General features: G+C 63.5%; 19 protein-coding genes. 9 read left to right on the plus strand and 10 right to left on the minus strand.

The features are described from left to right. The first annotated feature begins 86 nt into the window (after positions 1-86). Positions 87-1,769 carry a PglL family O-oligosaccharyltransferase gene (locus AC1D0O_RS23165; RefSeq protein ID WP_477655832.1) on the plus strand — a complete coding sequence of 561 codons (1,683 nt, stop codon included), beginning with the start codon at positions 87-89 and terminating at the stop codon, positions 1,767-1,769. 6 nt (positions 1,770-1,775) lie between these two features. On the opposite strand, the gene moaC is transcribed toward AC1D0O_RS23165, so the two are convergent. Beyond that, entirely contained in the window at positions 1,776-2,261 is a 486-nt protein-coding gene (moaC, locus tag AC1D0O_RS23170) for a cyclic pyranopterin monophosphate synthase MoaC (protein ID WP_477655833.1), read from the minus strand. A gap of 41 nt (positions 2,262-2,302) precedes the next feature. On the opposite strand from moaC, the gene tfpZ reads away from it, so the two are divergent. Both tfpZ and AC1D0O_RS23180 read left to right on the plus strand, forming a co-directional pair. Further along, positions 2,303-3,082: a TfpX/TfpZ family type IV pilin accessory protein gene (tfpZ, locus tag AC1D0O_RS23175; RefSeq protein ID WP_477655834.1), complete on the plus strand. Its 780-nt coding sequence runs from the start codon at positions 2,303-2,305 to the stop codon at positions 3,080-3,082. A 28-nt stretch (positions 3,083-3,110) separates the two neighbouring features. Next, the gene (locus AC1D0O_RS23180; protein ID WP_477655835.1) at positions 3,111-4,697 is read left to right on the plus strand and encodes a M48 family metalloprotease; all 1,587 of its coding nucleotides are present in this window, start codon (positions 3,111-3,113) and stop codon (positions 4,695-4,697) included. Here the strand turns inward: AC1D0O_RS23180 and AC1D0O_RS23185 are convergent. The 3 genes from AC1D0O_RS23185 to AC1D0O_RS23195 form a co-directional block, all read right to left on the minus strand. Further along, positions 4,653-5,006 (minus strand): phage holin family protein, encoded by a 354-nt coding sequence (locus tag AC1D0O_RS23185; RefSeq protein ID WP_477655836.1) that lies wholly within the window; start codon positions 5,004-5,006, stop codon positions 4,653-4,655. The genes AC1D0O_RS23180 and AC1D0O_RS23185 overlap by 45 nt on opposite strands. Before the next feature lie 77 nt (positions 5,007-5,083). Beyond that, positions 5,084-5,533: a hypothetical protein gene (locus tag AC1D0O_RS23190; RefSeq protein WP_477655837.1), complete on the minus strand. Its 450-nt coding sequence runs from the start codon at positions 5,531-5,533 to the stop codon at positions 5,084-5,086. Between the two features lie 58 nt (positions 5,534-5,591). After that, positions 5,592-6,320, minus strand: a complete 729-nt coding sequence (locus AC1D0O_RS23195; RefSeq protein WP_477655838.1) for a TerC family protein — start codon at positions 6,318-6,320, stop codon at positions 5,592-5,594. A gap of 470 nt (positions 6,321-6,790) precedes the next feature. Between AC1D0O_RS23195 and AC1D0O_RS23200 the strand changes: the two genes are divergently transcribed. Then, positions 6,791-7,228, plus strand: coding sequence for a DUF3717 domain-containing protein (locus AC1D0O_RS23200; RefSeq protein ID WP_477655839.1), 438 nt, complete (start codon positions 6,791-6,793; stop codon positions 7,226-7,228). A gap of 55 nt (positions 7,229-7,283) precedes the next feature. Then, positions 7,284-7,604: a DUF2007 domain-containing protein gene (locus AC1D0O_RS23205; protein ID WP_477655840.1), complete on the plus strand. Its 321-nt coding sequence runs from the start codon at positions 7,284-7,286 to the stop codon at positions 7,602-7,604. Here the strand turns inward: AC1D0O_RS23205 and purB are convergent. Further along, positions 7,601-8,992, minus strand: a complete 1,392-nt coding sequence (gene purB / locus AC1D0O_RS23210; RefSeq protein WP_477655841.1) for an adenylosuccinate lyase — start codon at positions 8,990-8,992, stop codon at positions 7,601-7,603. The two genes, AC1D0O_RS23205 and purB, sit on opposite strands and share 4 nt — an antisense overlap. A gap of 134 nt (positions 8,993-9,126) precedes the next feature. On the opposite strand from purB, the gene AC1D0O_RS23215 reads away from it, so the two are divergent. Further along, complete coding sequence (locus AC1D0O_RS23215; RefSeq protein WP_477655842.1) at positions 9,127-9,744, plus strand: glutathione S-transferase N-terminal domain-containing protein; 618 nt, start codon at positions 9,127-9,129, stop codon at positions 9,742-9,744. 435 nt (positions 9,745-10,179) lie between these two features. Here AC1D0O_RS23215 and AC1D0O_RS23220 read toward each other — a convergent pair whose 3' ends face one another. Then, complete coding sequence (locus AC1D0O_RS23220) at positions 10,180-10,779, minus strand: glutathione peroxidase (protein WP_477655843.1); 600 nt, start codon at positions 10,777-10,779, stop codon at positions 10,180-10,182. 333 nt (positions 10,780-11,112) lie between these two features. On the opposite strand from AC1D0O_RS23220, the gene AC1D0O_RS23225 reads away from it, so the two are divergent. From AC1D0O_RS23225 to rfaE2, 3 genes are read left to right on the plus strand one after another with little or no spacing between them, the layout of a single operon-like run. Beyond that, entirely contained in the window at positions 11,113-11,982 is an 870-nt protein-coding gene (locus AC1D0O_RS23225; protein ID WP_477655844.1) for a ferritin family protein, read from the plus strand. A gap of 44 nt (positions 11,983-12,026) precedes the next feature. Then, the gene (locus tag AC1D0O_RS23230; protein WP_477655845.1) at positions 12,027-12,332 is read left to right on the plus strand and encodes a Rid family hydrolase; all 306 of its coding nucleotides are present in this window, start codon (positions 12,027-12,029) and stop codon (positions 12,330-12,332) included. 9 nt (positions 12,333-12,341) lie between these two features. Beyond that, on the plus strand, positions 12,342-12,848 hold the full coding sequence (gene rfaE2, locus AC1D0O_RS23235) for a D-glycero-beta-D-manno-heptose 1-phosphate adenylyltransferase (protein ID WP_477655846.1): 507 nt from the start codon (positions 12,342-12,344) through the stop codon (positions 12,846-12,848). On the opposite strand, the gene AC1D0O_RS23240 is transcribed toward rfaE2, so the two are convergent. The 4 genes from AC1D0O_RS23240 to AC1D0O_RS23255 form a co-directional block, all read right to left on the minus strand. Then, complete coding sequence (locus AC1D0O_RS23240) at positions 12,849-14,093, minus strand: beta-ketoacyl-[acyl-carrier-protein] synthase family protein (protein ID WP_477655847.1); 1,245 nt, start codon at positions 14,091-14,093, stop codon at positions 12,849-12,851. It lies immediately after the preceding gene. 28 nt (positions 14,094-14,121) lie between these two features. Continuing rightward, positions 14,122-14,361, minus strand: a complete 240-nt coding sequence (locus AC1D0O_RS23245) for an acyl carrier protein (protein WP_411885120.1) — start codon at positions 14,359-14,361, stop codon at positions 14,122-14,124. 116 nt (positions 14,362-14,477) lie between these two features. After that, positions 14,478-15,524 carry an SDR family oxidoreductase gene (locus AC1D0O_RS23250; protein WP_477655848.1) on the minus strand — a complete coding sequence of 349 codons (1,047 nt, stop codon included), beginning with the start codon at positions 15,522-15,524 and terminating at the stop codon, positions 14,478-14,480. Positions 15,525-15,667: 143 nt separating this feature from the next. After that, positions 15,668-18,784 (minus strand): efflux RND transporter permease subunit, encoded by a 3,117-nt coding sequence (locus tag AC1D0O_RS23255; RefSeq protein WP_477655849.1) that lies wholly within the window; start codon positions 18,782-18,784, stop codon positions 15,668-15,670. Positions 18,785-18,792: the final 8 nt, after the last annotated feature.

The raw sequence follows: 18,792 nt of genomic DNA on the forward strand, positions 1-18,792 counted from the left end.
GTTCATACATTGGGTCCCGTCCGCCGGCGGTTTCGGGGCGGAACGGGACGATGCTAACGCATGTAGGAAGAGGGGGGCGGATTGTGTTGCGCCTGGAGCTGGTTGCGCCGCTCGACCAGGTCCGGGGGCGTGTGTTTGCTGCCAATGCACCCTGGATCCTCGCCGGATCAGGTAACCTCGCAGCCATCAGCTTTTGCGGCGCTGCCAACCTGACGCGGCACCCGCATGCCGAGCACCTCGACCCTCCGCTTATGCAATCAATGGTTTTTTCCTTTTTCATAGCCCTGCCCTGGCTCAATCCGCTTGCGCTTGGGCCCTCCCCAGGTGTTGTGCCCTGGCTGGTAACGTTCGCCGCAACGGCGGCCTTGGTTTTTTATGCCTCGCTGCGCCCCGTGTCGGGCGAACTGCCCTTGCATGCCTCTTTTGCCCAGCGTTGGGCGAGGCCGGCGGCGTGGGCCTGGTTGGCGGCCGGCCTGATCAGCAGCCTGATAGGCTTGGTCCAATACTTCGGCGCCGCGGCCGCGCTGGGGGGTTGGGTGAGCCAAACCATGCCGGGCGAGGCATTTGCCAACCTTCGCCAGCGCAACCAGTTCGCCAGCCTCACCAATATCGCCCTGGCGGCTTTGGTCTGGCTGGTTGCACAGCGCGGTGCTTCCGGGCCGCGGCAGTGGATGGTGCTCACGGGCGCCGCCCTGCTCGCCGTCGGCAACGCTGCGTCTTCCTCCCGCACGGGCCTGTTGCAGCTGCTTGCGCTCTGTGTGCTGTTTGGGGGGTGGGGGGCGTGGCGCCAGCCTCGCGTTCTACGCCTTCTGGCCACGGCGGTGCTGGCCTATGCCTTGGCGACACTCGCGCTGCCCTGGTTGTTGGGATTCGACCCGGCGGCGCACGGGATGCTGGCACGGCTGCGCGGTGGCGAGCTGGCATGCGCGAGCCGCGTCGTGCTGTGGTCCAACGTGTTGCACCTGATCGCGGAGAGACCATGGTTCGGCTGGGGCTGGGGGCAACTGGACTATGCGCACTACGCCACCCTGTATGCCGGACCGCGGTTTTGCGACATTCTGGACAACGCCCATAACCTGCCCCTGCATCTGGCGGTTGAGCTGGGCATCCCGGTGGCGCTGCTGGTTTGCGGCCTTGGGACATGGTGGGCGGCGCGGCAGCGGCCCTGGCGCGAGACGGATCCCGCGCGCCAGCTGGCCTGGGGCGTGCTGGCGGTGATCCTGCTGCACAGCCTGCTGGAATATCCGCTGTGGTACGGGCCATTTCAGATCGCTTTCGGCCTGTGCGTGGGCTTGCTGTGGCGCACCGACGATAAAACGCAAGAGCTTGGCGCGACGAGGGCTCCCTTGTCCAGGAGGCTGCTGGCTGCGGTGATGATGGGGTGTTGCGCCTACGCCGCGTGGGATTACCACCGCGTCAGCCAGATCTACATGGCACCGCAAGATCGCAGCGCGGCCTACCGCGAGGGCACCCTCGCCAAGATCGGGGACTCCTGGCTGTTTCGCAACCAGGTCCGTTTTGCCGAGCTGGCGCTGACGCCCCTGACACGGGATAACGCCCGCTGGACCTTCGATACGGCGACGGCTTTGCTGCGCTATTCGCCCGAGCCGGTGGTGATCGAAAAAGTGATTGAAAGCGCCGTCATGCTGGGCCTGGACGATGAGGCATTGGCACACTTGGCGCGCTACCGGGCGGCTTTCCCGAAGGAGCATGCGCGCTGGGCCGCAGCCAAGGCCGGCTTGCCCCCGGGCATCGAACGCCTGCCCTAGGCCGGCTCAGGAGTTGGTGAAACTGCCGGATTTACCGCCGTGCTTTTCGAGCAGCTTTACGTCGGTGATGGTCATGGCGCGATCGGCCGCCTTGCACATGTCGTAAATTGTCAACAGCGCCACCTGCACCGCCGTGAGTGCCTCCATTTCCACCCCTGTCGGGCCTACGGTTTCCACGGTGGCGCGGCAGGTGATGCTGGAATCGCTCTCTTGCGGCAGGAAGTCGATGGCCACGCGGGTCAGTGCCAGCGGGTGGCACAAGGGGATCAGTTCGCTGGTTTTCTTGGCGGCCATGATGCCGGCGACGCGCGCGATGCCCAGCACGTCCCCCTTTTTGGCGTTACCCTGGAGAATGATGGACAGCGTCGCCGAATTCATTACGATACGGCCCTGCGCAATGGCGACACGGTGTGTAGCCGCCTTGCCCGCCACGTCAACCATATGGGCCTGGCCTTGGCCGTCAAAGTGGGTGAGTACGGGAGGGGAAGCCATGCTTTTACGAAACCTTTACAACGGTCCCTCATCATAAGACCATGTTTGTGAATCAGAGTCCTCTCCAGAGCCGTCTGCTGGCGGCGGGCGTGCATTTTGGTATCAGCGTAGCGATTGCGGCTCTTGCCGCCACGCTGGTTTTTGCAGTCTGGTACCCCTATCCTTACCGGGAAATCTCGGGCGGCCGCGAATTATTCATGATCGTGGTGGCCGTTGATGTGGTCATGGGCCCCCTGCTGACATTGGCGGTGTTCAATGTTAAAAAGGGCTCCGCAGTACTGCGTCGCGACCTGACGGTGATCGGTTTGTTCCAACTCGCCGCGCTGGCCTACGGCTTATGGACGGTTGCCGTGGTGCGTCCGGTGCACCTGGTGTTTGAAATAGACCGTTTCAGGGCAGTTCATGCCATCGAGGTGCCCGCGGACGAGTTGGCGCGGGCGCCGGCGGGCTTGGACACGCTGCCGTTGACGGGGCCGACGCTTCTGTCGGTACGCGAATTCAAGGACGACAAGGAGCGCTCTGACGCCACCCTTGATGCTTTAGCGGGATTGCCGCTGGGCGCGCGTCCCGGGTTCTGGCAGCGCTACGATCAAGGCAAGTCCCAGGTTCTGGCCCGCGTCCGGCCGCTGGAGGAGCTTAAAAAGCGCTTTCCGGATAAGGCCGGTGAAATTGACGCGGCGCTGAAATCGGCCTCCGGCGGTAGCGGTAAGGCCGGGCCCATAGGCTACATCCCCATGGTGGGGCGGAAAACATTCTGGACGGTCCTGCTGGACACCAACACCGCAAAGGTCATTGCTTTTGTACCCATCGATTCGTTCTGAACACGGGCGGCCGCCAAGGCAAGGCCGGATGCTGGGCCGATTGGCGCTGGGTGTTCTCGCGTGGGTGGCCTTGGCCAACTTCTCTCTAGCCCAGGCGCCCGCCAGCGCGCCCGGCGCCGCGACGGGCTCCCTTCCTTCGCTGGGTGAAACGTCCGAGCTGGCCGCCGCCGCGGAGCGCCGTATCGGCGACCGCATCGCCGCCAGCATTTACCGGGACCCGGACTACATCGACGACCCGGTGCTGGTCGACTATGTGCAAAGCCTCTGGCTGCCGCTGGTCGCCGCGGCACGTACGCGCGGTGAATTGCATGTGGAGCTTGAGGAGCGCTTTGCCTGGCAGGTGTTCCTGATCCGGGACCGCAGCATCAATGCCTTCGCCCTGCCCGGCGGTTATTTTGGTGTGCACCTGGGCCTGATTGCCGCGGTCGGCAGCGCGGACGAAATGGCCGCCGTGCTCGGCCATGAAATCAGCCACGTTACGCAGCGGCATATTTCGCGCATGCTGACGCAGCAGTCGCGCCAGACGCCGTGGATGATCGCCGCCATGGTCCTGGGCGCACTGGCGGCCGGGAAAAACGGCGATGCCGCCAGCGCCGCCATCGTGGGTGGCCAGGCGGTTGCGGTGCAAAACCAGCTCAATTTTTCCAGGGACATGGAAAGGGAGGCGGACCGTATCGGTTTCGGCGTCATGACCGATGCCGGTTTTGAAAGCCGCGGCATGACCGCCATGTTTGAAAAGCTGCAGCAGGCCTCACGCCTGAACGATAACGGCTCCTTCCCCTATTTGCGCTCCCACCCGCTGACGACCGAACGGATCGCCGCGGCGCAGGCGCGTGTGCAACTGGCCTCCATGGAGGCCGAAAAGCCATCGCGAGAAAAATTGGTCGAAGCCGGCAAGGCCCGTGTGCTGCACGCCATGATGGCCTCGCGCGCGCGCATCCTGGCGGCGCCGGGCGTGGATGCGCTGCGGTCCATGGTGACGGAGGCCCAGCGCCGCACTTCGCCACTGGTCATGCAGGCACCGGCTTCGGCGGAAAACGTGCGCGATGTCGGTGCTGTGTACGCCGGCGCTTATGCGGCGTCGCAGCTGCGCGATTTCGCCGGCGCCCGAACCTTGCTGGCAAAACTCCGGCCGTTCGTCGCGGAGGCGCCCCAAGCGGCGAGTGCCGCGGATTTGCTGGCCGTCGACATCGACCTGCTGGCCGGTGTCGTCCCGGCGACGGCCGCAAGCGTCGATATTTCAAAAGCCACGTCGCGCGCGGAGGTCCTGACCCAGGCTCGTTCGCTGCTGGCGGCGCAGCGGGCCCAGGATGTGTCCGGCCGGCTGCAGACCTGGGTGGCGGCCCACCCCAAGGATGCGACCGCCTGGCAGTTGCTTGCCGTGGCTTATGGCAACCAGAACCAGAATGTGCGCGCGATTCGCGCCGATGCGGAAAGCCGCGCGGCGCAACTGGACTATCCGGCGGCGCTGGACCGCTTCAAGGCAGCACAGGGCCTGATGCGCAGCAATCCCGGCAGCTCGGATTACGTGGAAGGCTCCATCCTCGACACGCGAACGCGCCAGACGGAATCACTTATCAAGGAACAGGCGCTCCAGGACAAAGTCGATCACTAGCTGCAGCACCGAATAAATCAGCGAGCCTATCAGCGCGGCGCCAAAACCGGCGACGTTCAGGCTGCTGGTGAGGCTGGCAGCAGCCCAGAACATGAGCGCGTTGACGACGAAAAGGAAAAGCCCCAGCGTCACCAGCGTCACGGGCAGCGTCAGCAGTACGAGGATGGGGCGTACCACCATGTTGAGCGCGCCCAGCACGGCGGCCGCAATCAGCGCACCGGTAAAGCTGCTCACCACCACACCCGAATACAAATACGCGACCGCCAGCAGGGCGGCCGCACTGAAAAGCCATTTGAGGATGAGTTTCATGGCCGAAGAATACCATCGAGTCGCTCAAAGAAAATGCGCCCCTGGGAGCGCATTGGCAATGGGGTGATGGCCCCCGATCAGTCGGTCGCCACCAGCAATCCGGCGCTGGCCAGCGCCGTGGCATAGCCCAGCACGCCGTGGCTTTCCTGGGCCTGGGAGGCTGTCACGGGCTGCATGTCCTGGCCGAACTTCGGCCGGCGCGCATCCAGCACGCGCGCGGCGCCGTGCTGCTTGATCAGGGATTCCGTCTGGCTGATCAAGGTGGTTTGCGCCAGCTGGGTCAGCACCGTGTCACCCTCTTTTTCCAGCACGGGCATCAGCTGGGCGAAGACTTTTTCCGCCCACTTGCCGCGCCAGCTTTCGCGCGCGCTGTGCGTCACCCATTTGCTGACGCGGTGCGTCACCCGGGGGGCGCAGCCGACCACGATCCAGCGGGTCGGGTTGCGGGGGGCGCCGGCGGGCAGCATGGGTTGCAGCATTTGCAGGGCATATGCGGCGTCGTCAACGTACACGATGATGTTGTCCATGGAGTTCTCCTTGAGTTGTCGTCGTTTTAGAAAGCTTGCGGGTGACGGGTTGCCGGTTTCAGTGGGGGATCAGGTCCGCGTCGCGGGTCGAGCGGTTGCGCCGGGTGGCCCACCAGCCCGCGCCCAGCACGCCGGCCACCGCCACCGCGTAAGTAATCCATTGGGCGGCCGTGTGCAGGTTTTCGGCCGAAGGCAGCGTATTCGGGCCGCCGTAGATCGGGTCCAGCAACTGCTCGCTCACGACCATCTTGGCGGCGGTGAAGGCCAGCACGGCGGCGCCCAGGTTGATGATGATGGGGAAGCGCTCCACCAGCTTGAGGACCATGGTGCTACCGAAGACAACGATGGGGATGCTCACCAGCAGGCCGATGACGACCAGGTCGAAGGAGCCGTGCGCGGCGCCGGCGACGCCCAGCACGTTGTCGATGCCCATCAGGGCGTCGGCCACCACAATGGTTTTCATGGCGCCCCAGAAAGTGCTGGCGACGGGCCCGTCGTGTTCCTTGTCGCCCTGGTCGGCTAATAGCTTGTAGGCGATCCACAGCAGCCCCAGGCCGCCTACCAGCATCAGGCCGGGGATTTTCAGCAGCCATACCACGCCGACGGTCATGGCAGAGCGGACCACGATGGCGCCCACGGTGCCCCAGACGATGGCTTTTTTCTGCAAGTGGGACGGCAGGTTGCGCGCGGCCAGGGCGATCACGATGGCGTTGTCGCCGGCGAGCACCAGGTCAATGAGGATGATCGCCAAAAGGGCAGACCACCAGGGGGCGGTAAATAGTTCCAAGCTCACACTCCATGTCAAGTTTCGACTTGGAAATCCGAATGAACGGATTTCCGGATTCGTGAAACCGGAAAAGGCCTGTGGGTGGTTCGGGTCAGGGGGAACTGGTGCCGCGAACGCCTCGATCAAACCTGTTCAGGTTTCAATCGAAGGTCTGGCTCGACATGCAGTGTCGCTGCATGCCCAACAAGCCGGAAGTGTGAACTTCGTAATGACGACTTGTTGTTAGCGATTTTGCTGTGGTGTCTGTTATCGAATATTGCAGCAAAACGAGGGAGTTACTCCCCTTCGTCTGGATATTTGACAATAAAAATGGATTTTTTGCAAGTCGCCAGCATCTTCCCTGATCGCGGCTAAATCCGCGTCGGAAAAGCTATTTTGCCGTCTGCCCGATAATGAACGGCCCGGCCCTGCGGCTTCGCGCATCCTTCTCATTTGGCGCGGCCAGCCACCTAATTTGGTACTTTATTCCCATGCCCGGCATCCACATCACCGATATCGAAGCCGCCATCAATTACTGGCGCGACAAAAAGCCCTCGCCGGACGGCGTGACGCTGGCGCCTGAATTGCGCGCGCTGGCCGAGGTCTATGCCCTCATGGTTTTTTACCATGAGGACGAAGCAGACGAAAAAACTTTCCCGCCCAAGGCGCTCGCAGCCTGGCGCACCTGGTACGACACGACAGCCGACACGCCCTGCATCGCGATCTGTTCGACCAGCCAGGGCGACGCCCTGTGCAAGGGCTGCGGCCGCACTTTCGACGAGGTGCAGCGCTGGCCCGAAATGACGCCCGGTGAAAAGCGCACCACCTGGCGGCGTATCACGCAGGAAGCGACGGCCTGGCGCTTTGGCCGCTACGCGGACCGGGCGCTGGAAAGCAAGACACCGGCCTCTTCCGACGAGCCGCCCTGAACCTTCAGCTATCAATTTAGTAGCGATCAACGGCAGGGCGGGCTACACTGGCGGCATGCTCAGATTGGCCCGCGCTCCCAATATCGCCATTGCCGCACTATGGGTGGATGCCTTGCGGCAGGCCGGCTTTGCCGCCAGCGTGCAGCGTTACTTCCTGAGCAGCGTGGCCGGCGAACTGCCGCCCGACCAGTGCTTGCCTGAAGTCTGGCTCACCCACGACCACGAAGAGGCGCAGGCGAAGGAACTGCTGCACAGCTTGCAGAACATGCCGCAGCGGCGCTGGCTGTGCGCCTGCGGCGAGACAGTGGAAGGCGGTTTCGAGCAGTGCTGGCAGTGCGGCGCCGACATGCCGGCGCGACCTGCAGCGCCCGGCTAGACCCGTTTAGCCAGCTCGGCCGCCAGGCCGACGTAGCTGCCCGGCGTCATGGCCAGCAAGCGGGTTTTTTCGGCCTCGGGAATCTCCAGCGAGCGGATCAGCGCATGCAGGTCTTCGGCTTTCACGGTTTTGCCGCGCGTGACTTCCTTGAGCTTTTCATAGGCGCCTTGTACGCCGTAACGGCGCATCACGGTCTGTATGGGTTCGGCCAGCACTTCCCAGGAGTTGTTGAGGTCATCGCTGAGCGCTTCGCGGTTCAGTTCGAGCTTGTTCAGGCCCACGCTCAGCGAGTTGTAGGCCAGCACGGCGTAACCCAGGGCCACGCCCATGTTGCGCAGCACGGTGGAGTCGGTCAGATCGCGCTGCCAGCGGGAGATCGGGAGTTTTTCGCTCATGTGGCGCAGCAGCGCATTGGCCAGTCCCAGGTTGCCTTCGGCATTTTCAAAGTCGATGGGGTTGACTTTGTGCGGCATGGTGGACGAGCCGATCTCGCCGTCCTTCAAGCGCTGCTTGAAGTAGCCCACGCTGACGTAGCCCCAGATATCGCGGGCCAGGTCGATCAGGATGGTATTGGCGCGAGCTACCGCGTCGAACAGTTCGGCCATGTAGTCGTGCGGCTCGATCTGGATGCTGTAGGGCTGGAAAGTCAGGCCCAGGCCCAGCGGCTCGGGCGTTTCGATCACGCTGCGGCTGAAGGCTTCCCAGTCGAAATCGGGCCAGGCCGAGAGGTGGGCGTTGTAGTTGCCCACGGCGCCGTTCATCTTGCCCATCAGCTTGACGGCGGCGATTTTCTCGCGCGCATTGGCCAGGCGCACCACGACGTTGGCGATTTCCTTGCCGACGGTGGTCGGGCTGGCGGTCTGGCCGTGCGTGCGGCTGAGCATGGGCTCGCCAGCAAACAGGTGGGCCATGTCGCGCAACTGGGTAATTACCTTGTCAAGCGCCGGCAGCACGACCAGGTCGCGGCCGCTTTTGAGCTGCAGCGCGTGGCTGGTGTTGTTGATGTCTTCGCTGGTGCAGGCGAAATGCACAAATTCGCTGGCGCCCTTGAGCTCAGGCCTGGCCTCGAATTTGGATTTGATCCAGTATTCGACGGCTTTCACATCATGGTTGGTGGTTTTTTCAATCTCTTTGATGGCTGCGGCATCGGTTTCCGAGAAATTCTTGACCAGGCCCAGCAAATAGGTGCGGGCGCCGGGGCTCAGCGGCTTGAATTCGGCGAATTTGGCGTCGGACAGCGCGATGAACCACGCTACTTCCACCTGGACGCGGCGGTGCATATAGCCCTGCTCGGACATCAGGGGACGTAATTGGGCGAGTTTGCCGGCGTAGCGGCCGTCCAGCGGGGACAGGGCGTTGATGGTGGAAAACGGGGTGGAAGAGCTCATCCTCCAATTGTAGGGCGCGCCCCGGGCCGGCTCGCGGGACTGTCCAGATTTGCGACGTTTGGGGGAACCTGTCAGCCCGGGGCTGGGCTTACTCGATAGAATGCACTTCCCTCGGACCACGATCTCACACCATCATGAAACTCATTGGCTCCGCCACCAGCCCCTATGTGCGCAAAGTGCGCATAGTGATGGCCGAGAAAAAACTCGACTTCCAGTTCATCCTGGAAGATGTCTGGGCGGCGAACACCACCATCACCGCGTCCAATCCCCTGGGCAAGGTGCCTTGCCTGGTCATGGAAGGCGGCGAAGCCGTGTTCGACTCTCGCGTGATCGTCGAATACCTGGACACCTTGTCGCCTGTCGGCAAGCTGATTCCCTCCCAGGGCCGCGAGCGCGCCGAAGTCAAGACCTGGGAAGCCCTGGCCGATGGCCTAGTCGACGCCGCCATCCTGGCGCGTCTGGAGGCTACCTGGAGCGGCCGCGGCGCCAAGCAGCGCAGCGACGCCTGGATTGACCGGCAAATGGGCAAGATAGACGCCACCCTCAAGGCCATGAGCACCGGCCTGGGCGACAAGGCCTTCTGCAGCGGCATCCACTTCAGCCTCTCGGACGTGGCGGTTGGCTGTGCACTGGGCTACCTTGACCTGCGTTTCACGCAGGTCAACTGGCGTGAGCTCTACCCCAACCTGACCCGGCTGCAGGACAAGCTCATGCAGCGCGCCAGCTTCGCGGAAACGATCCCGCCGGGCTGAGCTGGCGTAGCGGTTGATCAATGCTGAAGACCCGAGCCGAGGCGAATAGCCGGCTCCGGGCAGGTTCTGTATCGCAGCAAACCGGTAATACCGGAGTCCGATAACGCGGCAGGCAGAGGCGCCCCACCCGTGGGCGGCACCTTGCTGGCTGGAATATAAAAATGCTGCGAAGCGCCCCGGCGCGAACGAGGGAGGGAGGGAGGAGGAGGAGCGCCCCGGGATTGCAGCTGAACCTGGACGGCTCAGAAGGCTTCGCAACAATGAAACTGTTTTGGTCTGCGCCGCTTGTCTCTTGCGAGAGCAAATTGCGCATACGTAAGTATGAGCGCACGAGGGCCCGGTAGTTCCCCAGGCACATGGTTTGCCAGGTAAATTTTTGTTAACGAGGCAGAGGCAAGGCGGCTCTGCCGAATGGCTGACGGCTTCGCCGCCTCGTCAGGGGGCCGCAAGCTGCTTTTCAATCTCTTTGAGAAAAGGCTGGCCGGACGGGTCGTCCCTGGAGTTGAAGCTGGTGACGCTGATACCGTCCCGGGCGATCACGTATTTGTAGAAGTTCCAGCGCGGCGTGGTGCCGGTTTTGGCCGACAGCTGCTTGAAAAGCGGGTTGGCGTCTTTGCCGGTCACGCTGGTTTTGGTGAACATGGGGAATTTCACCCCGAAGGTGTTCTCGCAGAAGTCCGCGATCTCCTTGTTGCTGCCGGTTTCCTGCGAAAAATCGTTGGAAGGAAAGCCCAGCACCACCAGGCCTCGATCCTTGTATTTGGCGTGGAGTGCCTCCAGCCCCTGGTACTGCGGCGTGAAGCCGCAGAAGCTGGCGGTGTTGACCACGACCACCACTTTTCCGCTGTATTGGCACAGGGACTGGGGTTTTTCGTCCTGCAGGCGCAAAAAGGTTTGTTGCAAAAGACCGGTGCAGGTGACAGGTGCCGGGCTGGCCGGGCTGGCCGGGGCGGCCTGCGTGGCTGGCGAAGCTGCAAGCAAGGCGCCGCAATAGAACATGCCCAGCAGGAGGATTCGGGGCTTGGAGGCTGGCATGGTTAAACTCTCGGGCTTTGGGTGGACGGCGCGTTTCATTCTGGCGGTGTTCGGTTTGCGGCACAAGTACCGGCATGGGGCATGCCTTCTGAAGGTACGCACTGCGGCGCTTGCCGGATTTTGTCTTGCTTGGGGTTTGAAAACGTGCAGTGAAACAGCGCTTGAGTAGGCCAACATGCCGGAATGGACCGCGAAATTGCCTGATTTGCCGGTAAATTGCCGACAAATCGCAAGTTGTCACATTAGCCGCCTAAAATCAGTCTAGTACCCAGGATGCGACAGCAGGCATCCAAGGCAGATTTATCTGCGAATTCGATTGCGAAGGAGTTCTCAATGCTTTACCCCGAACTGTTCAAACAGCTTGAGTCTGTCCGTTGGGACATGGACAAAGACATTCCATGGGCCAGCTTCGATCCCGCCAAGCTGACCGACGAGCAGGCCCAGACCATCAAGATGAACGCCATCACCGAATGGTCCGCGCTGCCTGCCACGGAAATGTTCCTGCGCGACAACAAGGACGACAGCGACTTCTCGGCCTTCATGTCGATATGGTTCTTCGAAGAGCAAAAGCACTCGCTGGTGCTGATGGAATACCTCAAGCGTTTCCGCCCCGACCTGGCCCCCACGGAAAAAGAGCTGCACGAAGTCCGCTTCGAGTTCGAGCCCGCGCCCGCACTGGAAACCCTGATGCTGCATTTTTGCGGCGAGATCCGCCTGAACCACTGGTACCGCCGTGCCAGCGAATGGCACACCGAGCCCGTCATCAAGCAAATCTATACCCAGCTGAGCCAGGACGAAGCGCGCCACGGCGGCGCTTACCTGCGCTATATGAAGCGCGCCATCAACAACTTCGGCAATGAGGCGAGGACTGCCTTCACCAAGGTCGGCGTGCTGATGGCCAGCGCCCGCCGCACGGCGCAGGCGCTGCACCCGACCAACCTGCACGTGAACAAAAGCCTGTTCCCGCGCGACACCATCCAGAGCCGCCTGCCCAATCCCGAATGGCTGGAGCACTGGCTGGACACGCAGATCAAGTTCGACGCGGTCTGGGAGGGCAAGGTGGTCGAGCGCATCCTGCACAACCTGAGCCTGCTGATGAACCAGAGCTTCAAGACCGTCCAGGAACTGAACCGCTACCGCAAAGAGATCGGCAAGGAAATCGCCGATTCCATCGCCGCCAAGCCGGCGCCCGCCGGCGCCTGATGCAGGACCTGCGTTGGCCAAGTTCAGCGGGCGGCAGAAGCCGGGTGCTTGCCCGCGGCGCCCAGGTGTTCGCGGTGGCCAACGCCAGCGACGCCTCGCTGGACTTCGCCGGGCAGCTTTCGCAAACCCTGGAGATGCTTGACGCCCACCTGGCGCACGTGGGCGCTTCGCGCACGGCGCTGCTCAGCGTGCAGATATTTCTGGTCGACATGCAGCATAAAAAGCAGTTGGACCTTATCTGGCGCGAGTGGATAGGCGACGACAGCACCGTCTGGCCGCAACGCGCCGTAGTGGGCGCGCAGCTGGACGGCGGCCTGCTGGTTGAGATCGTGGCCCAGGCCTTCCGTTAAAGTCGTGGGATGCCCAGCGATCCCCAGCCCCCCCTCTTTCTACAGAAAATCGTCTCCCGCGAGGAGGCGCCGCGGCGTCTGGCCGCCCTGCCCCGCCCCGTCGTCTTCACCAACGGCGTGTTTGACGTGCTGCATCGCGGGCATGCCACCTACCTGGCCCATGCGCGTGCGCTGGGCGGCAGCCTGGTGGTGGCCTTGAATACCGATGCTTCGGCCCGCCGGCTCGGCAAGGGGGTGGACCGGCCGCTCAACAACGAGCAGGACCGCGCCATCATGATGGCGGCGCTGGAATCCGTGAGCCTGGTCACCTGGTTCGGCGAGGACACACCGCTGGAACTGATCACTGAGCTGCGGCCCGACCTGCTGGTCAAGGGCGGCGACTATGACATGGACAAACTCGCTGAAACGGCGGTGGTCAGGGCTTATGGCGGCGATGCCCGGGCGATCCCGTTTGTGGACGGCTATTCGACCACTGCGCTGGTGAAGAAAATCAGGGCCGCGCCGAGCGGCCCCTGATCAGGCCGATTTGGCGATCAGCACGGCATTGGAGCCGCCGAAGGCAAAGGAATTGGACATCACCGCGCGCAGGCCTTTGGCGCTGCGCGGCGTCAGCGCCACGTAGTCCAGGTCGCAGCGTGGGTCTGGGTGGTGCAGGAAGGCCGTTGGCAGTAGTTGCCCTGTGCGCAGGGCCATCACGCTTGCAATGAATTCCATGGCGCCCGCCGCGCCCATGGCATGGCCGTGCACGCCTTTGCTGGAGCTGATGGGCAGGCGAGTGGCCAGGTCCTGGAAGGCCAGCTTGATGGCGCTGGTTTCCACCACGTCACCCACCTCGGTGGCGGTGCCGTGGGCATTGAGGTAACCGATGTCGGAGGCCTGCAGCTGCGCATCCGCCAGCGCCAGCGTCATGGCGCGAGCCTGGCCCTGGGCGTCGGGTTGCGTCAGGTGGTGGGCGTCGGTGGTGGAAGCGTAGCCGCAGAGCTCGGCCAGGATGGTGGCGCCGCGGCGTTTGGCGCTTTCCCACTCTTCCAGCACCAGCATGGCAGCGCCTTCGGCCAGCACCAGGCCGCTGCGGTCGGCGGAAAACGGGCGGCAGGATGTTTCAGGGCCGTCGGCATGGGGCCTGGCCAGCGTGTGCATGGCTTGCCAGGCCTTGATGGTGCCGCGATTGAGCAGCGCTTCCGAGCCGCCCGCCAGCATGGCGTCGGCATAGCCGTGGCGTATCTGCCGGAAAGCCTCGCCGATGGAGGTGGCCGACGAGGCGCAGGCATTGGAGATGGTGCTGCTCGGCCCCTTCAAGCCGAACTCCATCGAGACGTGGGCCGCGATGGCGTTGTTCATCGCCAGCACGACGGTCATGGGGCGCAGGCGCGCGACCTTTTGTTCCAGCAGCGCCGTGTAGGCCACGTCGGTGGAACTGGCGCCGCCGCTACCCGTGCCCAGGGACACGCCAAAGCGCTCTGCGGCAAAGCTTTTGTGCACGGAGGCGGAGTCACCCAGACCGGCCTGGGCCATGGCTTCGCGGCCAGCCACCAGCGCAAACTGGCTAACGCGGTCCATGGTCAGCAGCCGGGCGCGGGAAAAGTGGGGGTCGGGATCAAAATCGATCGCGCCGGCCAGCACGCTTTCGGTGCCGGTGGGAAAGGGAATGTCGACAGTCCGGATGCCCGAGCGGGCAGACAGCAATGAATCAAAAAACGCAGGGGTGCCGGTTCCCACGGCGGAGATGACGCCCAGACCCGTGATGGCAACGCGACGCATGGTGGTCCTGGGGGCGCCCGCCAGGGGCTTAAGCGGCGGGCTTGCCCGATGGCAGCAAAGGCTCGATCAGTTGGACCATTTCGGCCAGCGTCCGTGGCGGGTTGGCCTGGTCGGGAATCTGGATGCCGAACTGGTCTTCGATCTGGAAGAGGAATTCGATGACCGCCAGAGAGTCCAGTCCGAGGCTTTCCAGCGTGGCATCGGGCAGCAGTTTTTCTTCGCTGATGCCAAATGTCTCGGCAAAAAGATTGATCAAATCAGAATTCATCACCCAACCAGTACGTATGTATGCAAAGCGTCATTGTCCCACCATCGCCGTGACAGCTGAACATTGTTCAATGCCTCACGGTTATTTTACAAAAGCGGTGGCGTTGTTTTTGTGCTTCAGGGGGTGTACATCTGCCGGACTGCATCCGACAGGCTGAACGTTCCCAGGAGCTCCCCTAAATAACTGACGGGTGCCGGCGCAATGGCCGCCGCGCCGATTTCGGCGCGCAAACGGGCGTTGCTGAACACCGCATCGGCTGTCAAAAAAGGCAGGTAGGGTTGCAGTGCATCGAACATCCAGCGTTGGCGGGCGAATTTGGGTGTCGGCACATAATCGCGCCCCCGCATCACCAGCTTGCCTATGCCCGGCATGGTGGCCGTCAGTTCATCGGCCAGTGCCTTGAACGTCATGGAGTCTTCGCCGGTTGACACGTGATAGCAGTCATGCGCAAGTTCGTCCTTGAGCAGCATCTCGGCGAAAGCGCCGGCAATGTAGTCCACGGGCGCAAAATCGAGCCTGGCCAGCGGGTCGAGAGGAACGTCCCCGAGTTCGGCCATCACGGGGATCGACCACAGCATGTTGCGCGAGAGCTTGGCGTCGTCAATGCCGCGCGACAGCACAATGCCGGGGCGCAGGCTGACGAAGGGGTTGCCGCTGGCGCGTAACAGGGTTTCGGCATCGCGCTTGGAGCGGATGTAGTCGTTGGCATAGCCGGCGAAAGGCATGTCTTCGGTGATCACGCCGCGTGGTTCGGTGGTGACTGCGGCCGTGCCCACGAAAAAACCGCGCTGCGAGGGGTTCAGGTTTTTAAGGATGGCGGAAAAATGCTCGGCCGCCTTGAGATTGATAGGGTAAACCCCTGCCCCGGGCTTGAAGGATGTGCTGGCTGCCGAGTGCAGGATCACGTCGGCGGACTGAAGCACGGCGGTGCTCAGGCCAAAATTGGGCTCGATGACATCGCCCGCCTCGGCGGATACCATGTCGGCGAACTCGGGTTTCCACAGAACGCTCTTTTTCAGGCGCTCCAGGAGGCGGTCACGGGCTTGGTTCGAATCGGCGGCGCGCACCACTGCGGTGCTGTAGACGCCGCGCGCGGCCAGAAGAAGCATTAACTCGCCGCCAATCAGGCCGGTTGCGCCCGAAAGCAGTACGCGTTTAGACATGTGAAGAAATGTAAAGCTAAGCCCGTAAGTATAAGCCAGCCCAAATGACAGGGCCATAAAACCCCATTGGGTAAAACTGTCTAAATCCGCAAAATCGCACGCTAGCCGGGCTTTTGCGGTGTCCCCGGGCCCCGCTGTTGTTTTTATTCGCCGGCCGGTGCGGGGGTGTCCGGCTTGGCCGCATCGCCATGCTCGCCGCGCAGCCGCCTGGTGGTGCGCCGGATGAAGTGCTCCAGGTCGTCGATATAGGTGAACACCGCCGGCACCACCAGCAGGCTGAGCACGGTGGAGGTGATCAGGCCGCCGATCACGGCAATCGACATCGGCGAGCGAAAGCTCGGGTCGGCCGCGCCGAAGCCCAGGGCGATCGGCATCATGCCGGCGCCCATGGCCAGTGTGGTCATGATGATGGGCCGCGCGCGCTTGTGGCAAGCGTCCAGCAGCGCGTCCCAGCGCGACATATTGTGGTCCCGCCGCGCCACGATGGCGTATTCCACCAGCAGGATGGAGTTCTTGGTGGCGATGCCCATGAGCATGACAAGGCCGATCAGCGAGGGCATGGAAAAACTCTTTTGCGCGATCAGCAGGCCGACGAAGGCGCCGCCCAGGGACAACGGCAGGGCCGCCAGGATGGTCACCGGATGCAGGAAGTCCTTGAACAGCAGCACCAGCACGATGTAGATGCAGAGCACGCCGGTCGCCATGGCCAGGATAAAGCTGCCGAACAGTTCGCCCATCACTTCGGCATCGCCGATTTCCACTACCTTGACGCCCGCCGGCAGGTTCTTGATGGCCGGTAGCAGCTTCACGGCTTCGGTGATGTCACCCAGGGCCCGGCCCGACAGTTCGATCTCGAATTTGACGTTGCGCGAGCGGTCGTAGCGGTCTATGACGGCCGGCCCGCCGGTGACTTCCAGCGTGGCCACCTGCCCCAGCATGACCGGGCCGACGCCGGGTTTGACGCTGGGCACAGCCAGGCGCTCGAGCACGCTGAGGTCCTTGCGCGCCGCGTCGTCGAGTTTCACGACGATGGGCACCTGGCGCTGCGAGAGGTTGAGCTTGGGCAGCGATTCTTCGTAGTCGCCCACCGTGGCGATGCGCAGCGTCTCGCCCATGGCGGCGCTGGTCACGCCCAGGTCGGCGGCGCGGGCGAAGTCCGGCTTGATGGCGATCTCGGGCCGCACCAGGCTGGCGCTCGACGAAATATTGCCCAGGCCGGGGATGGTGCGCAGGTCTTTTTCCACCGCCATCGCGGCGGTCTGCAGGGCATTGGCATCCTCCGCTGTGAGCACCAGCATGTAGGCTTCGCCGGAGCCGCCCAGGCCGACCTTGCTGCGCACGCCGGGCAAGGACTCCAGCGCCGTGCGCATCTTGCTTTCGATGCCCTGCTTGCGCGGGCGGTCATTGCGCTCGTCGAGCAGCACGGTCAGCGTGGCCTTGCGGGTTTCGGCCGCGCCCTGCATGGCGAAGGGGTCGCCGCCAGCGGTGCCGCCGCCTATGGTGGTGTAGACGTTCTTGACATGCTCGACCTTGCCGATGAGCTGGCGCGCATGCTCGGCCGAGGCCTTGGTCTGGGCCAGGGTCGCGCCGGGCGGCAGTTCCAGGTAAACCTGGGTCTGCGAGTTGTCGTCGGGCGGAATGAAGCCCTTGGACAGCAGCGGGATCAAGGCCACCGAGCCGAAGAAGAACAACGTGGCCAGGATCATGGTCTTCAGGCGGTGATGCAGGCACCAGGAGGCGGCGCGCATGTACCACTTCATCCATCCCGGGTCGGTGTGCGTGCCCACGACGGGCTTGAGGATGTAGGCCGCCATCATCGGCGTCAGCACCCGCGCCACCACCAGCGAGGCGAATACGGCCAGCGAGGCCGTCCAGCCGAACTGCTTGAAGAACTTGCCGGCCACGCCGCTCATGAAGGCGGTCGGCAGGAACACCGCTATCAGCGTGAAGGTGGTGGCCACGACGGCCAGGCCGATCTCATCGGCGGCTTCCATGGCGGCTTCGTAGGGCGTTTTCCCCATGCGCAGGTGGCGCACGATGTTTTCCACCTCGACGATCGCATCGTCCACCAGGATGCCTATCACCAGCGAGAGCGCCAGCAGCGTGATCACGTTGATGGAAAAACCCAGCATATGCATGCCGATGAAGGCCGGGATCACCGACAGCGGCAGCGCCACCGCGGAGACGAAGGTGGCGCGCCAGTCGCGCAGGAACAGCCACACCACCAGCACCGCCAGGATGCCGCCCTCGTAGAGCAGGTGCATGGAGCCGTCGTACTCCTCCTGCACCGGCTTGACGAAATTGAAGGCCTCGACCAGTTCCACGTCGGGATGCTGCTGTTTCAACTCAGCCAGCGCCGCCTGCACGGCCGCGCCCACCGCTACTTCACTTTCGCCGCGGCTGCGCGCAACCTCAAAGCCGACCACGGGCTTGCCGTCCAGCAGCGCCGCCGCGCGCGGTTCGGCGGTGGTGTCGGTCACGGTGGCGACCTGGTCCAGGCGTATGCGCCGGCCGTCGCTCAGTGCCAGCTCGATGCTGGCCAGTTCCGCAGCCGATTTCACTGTCGCCAGGGTGCGCATGGGTTGTTCGCTGCCGCCCAGGTCGGCGCGCCCGCCGGCGCTTTCCGTCTGCACCTGGCGCAACTGGCGCGAGATGTCGGATGCCGTGGCGCCCAGCGCCTGCAGCCGCGACGGGTCCAGCGCGACGCGCACTTCGCGCGACACGCCGCCCACGCGGTTGACCGCGCCCACGCCGCGCACCGCCAACAGCTTGCGCGAGATGTCGTTGTCGACAAACCAGGACAGCGCTTCGTCGTCCATGCGCGGCGAGCGGATGGTGAAGGCCAGCACCGGCTGGCCGGCAATGTCGATCTTGGAGACCACCGGCTCGCGCACGTCGGCGGGCAGGTCGCCGCGTACCTTGGACACTGCGGCGCGCACGTCATCCACGGCTTCCTGCACGGGTTTCTCGAGCCGGAATTCGGCGGTGATCGTCGCCCCGCCGTCCTGTACCTTGGTATAGATGTGCTTGAGGCCTTGCACCGTGGCGATGGAGTTCTCAAGCTTTCGCGCCACTTCGGTTTCAAGCTGCGCGGGCGCCGCGCCCGGCAGTGAGGCCGTCACGGATACCGTTGGCAGGTCGATGTCGGGAAAGTTCTGCACCTTCATCGCCTTGAAGGACAGCATGCCGGCAAAGGTCAGCAGTACAAACAGCATGACCGCCGGAATCGGGTTCTTGATCGACCAGGAGGAGACATTCATGGCCTGCT

It is taken from the genome of Polaromonas sp. P1_F2 (assembly GCF_056405735.1).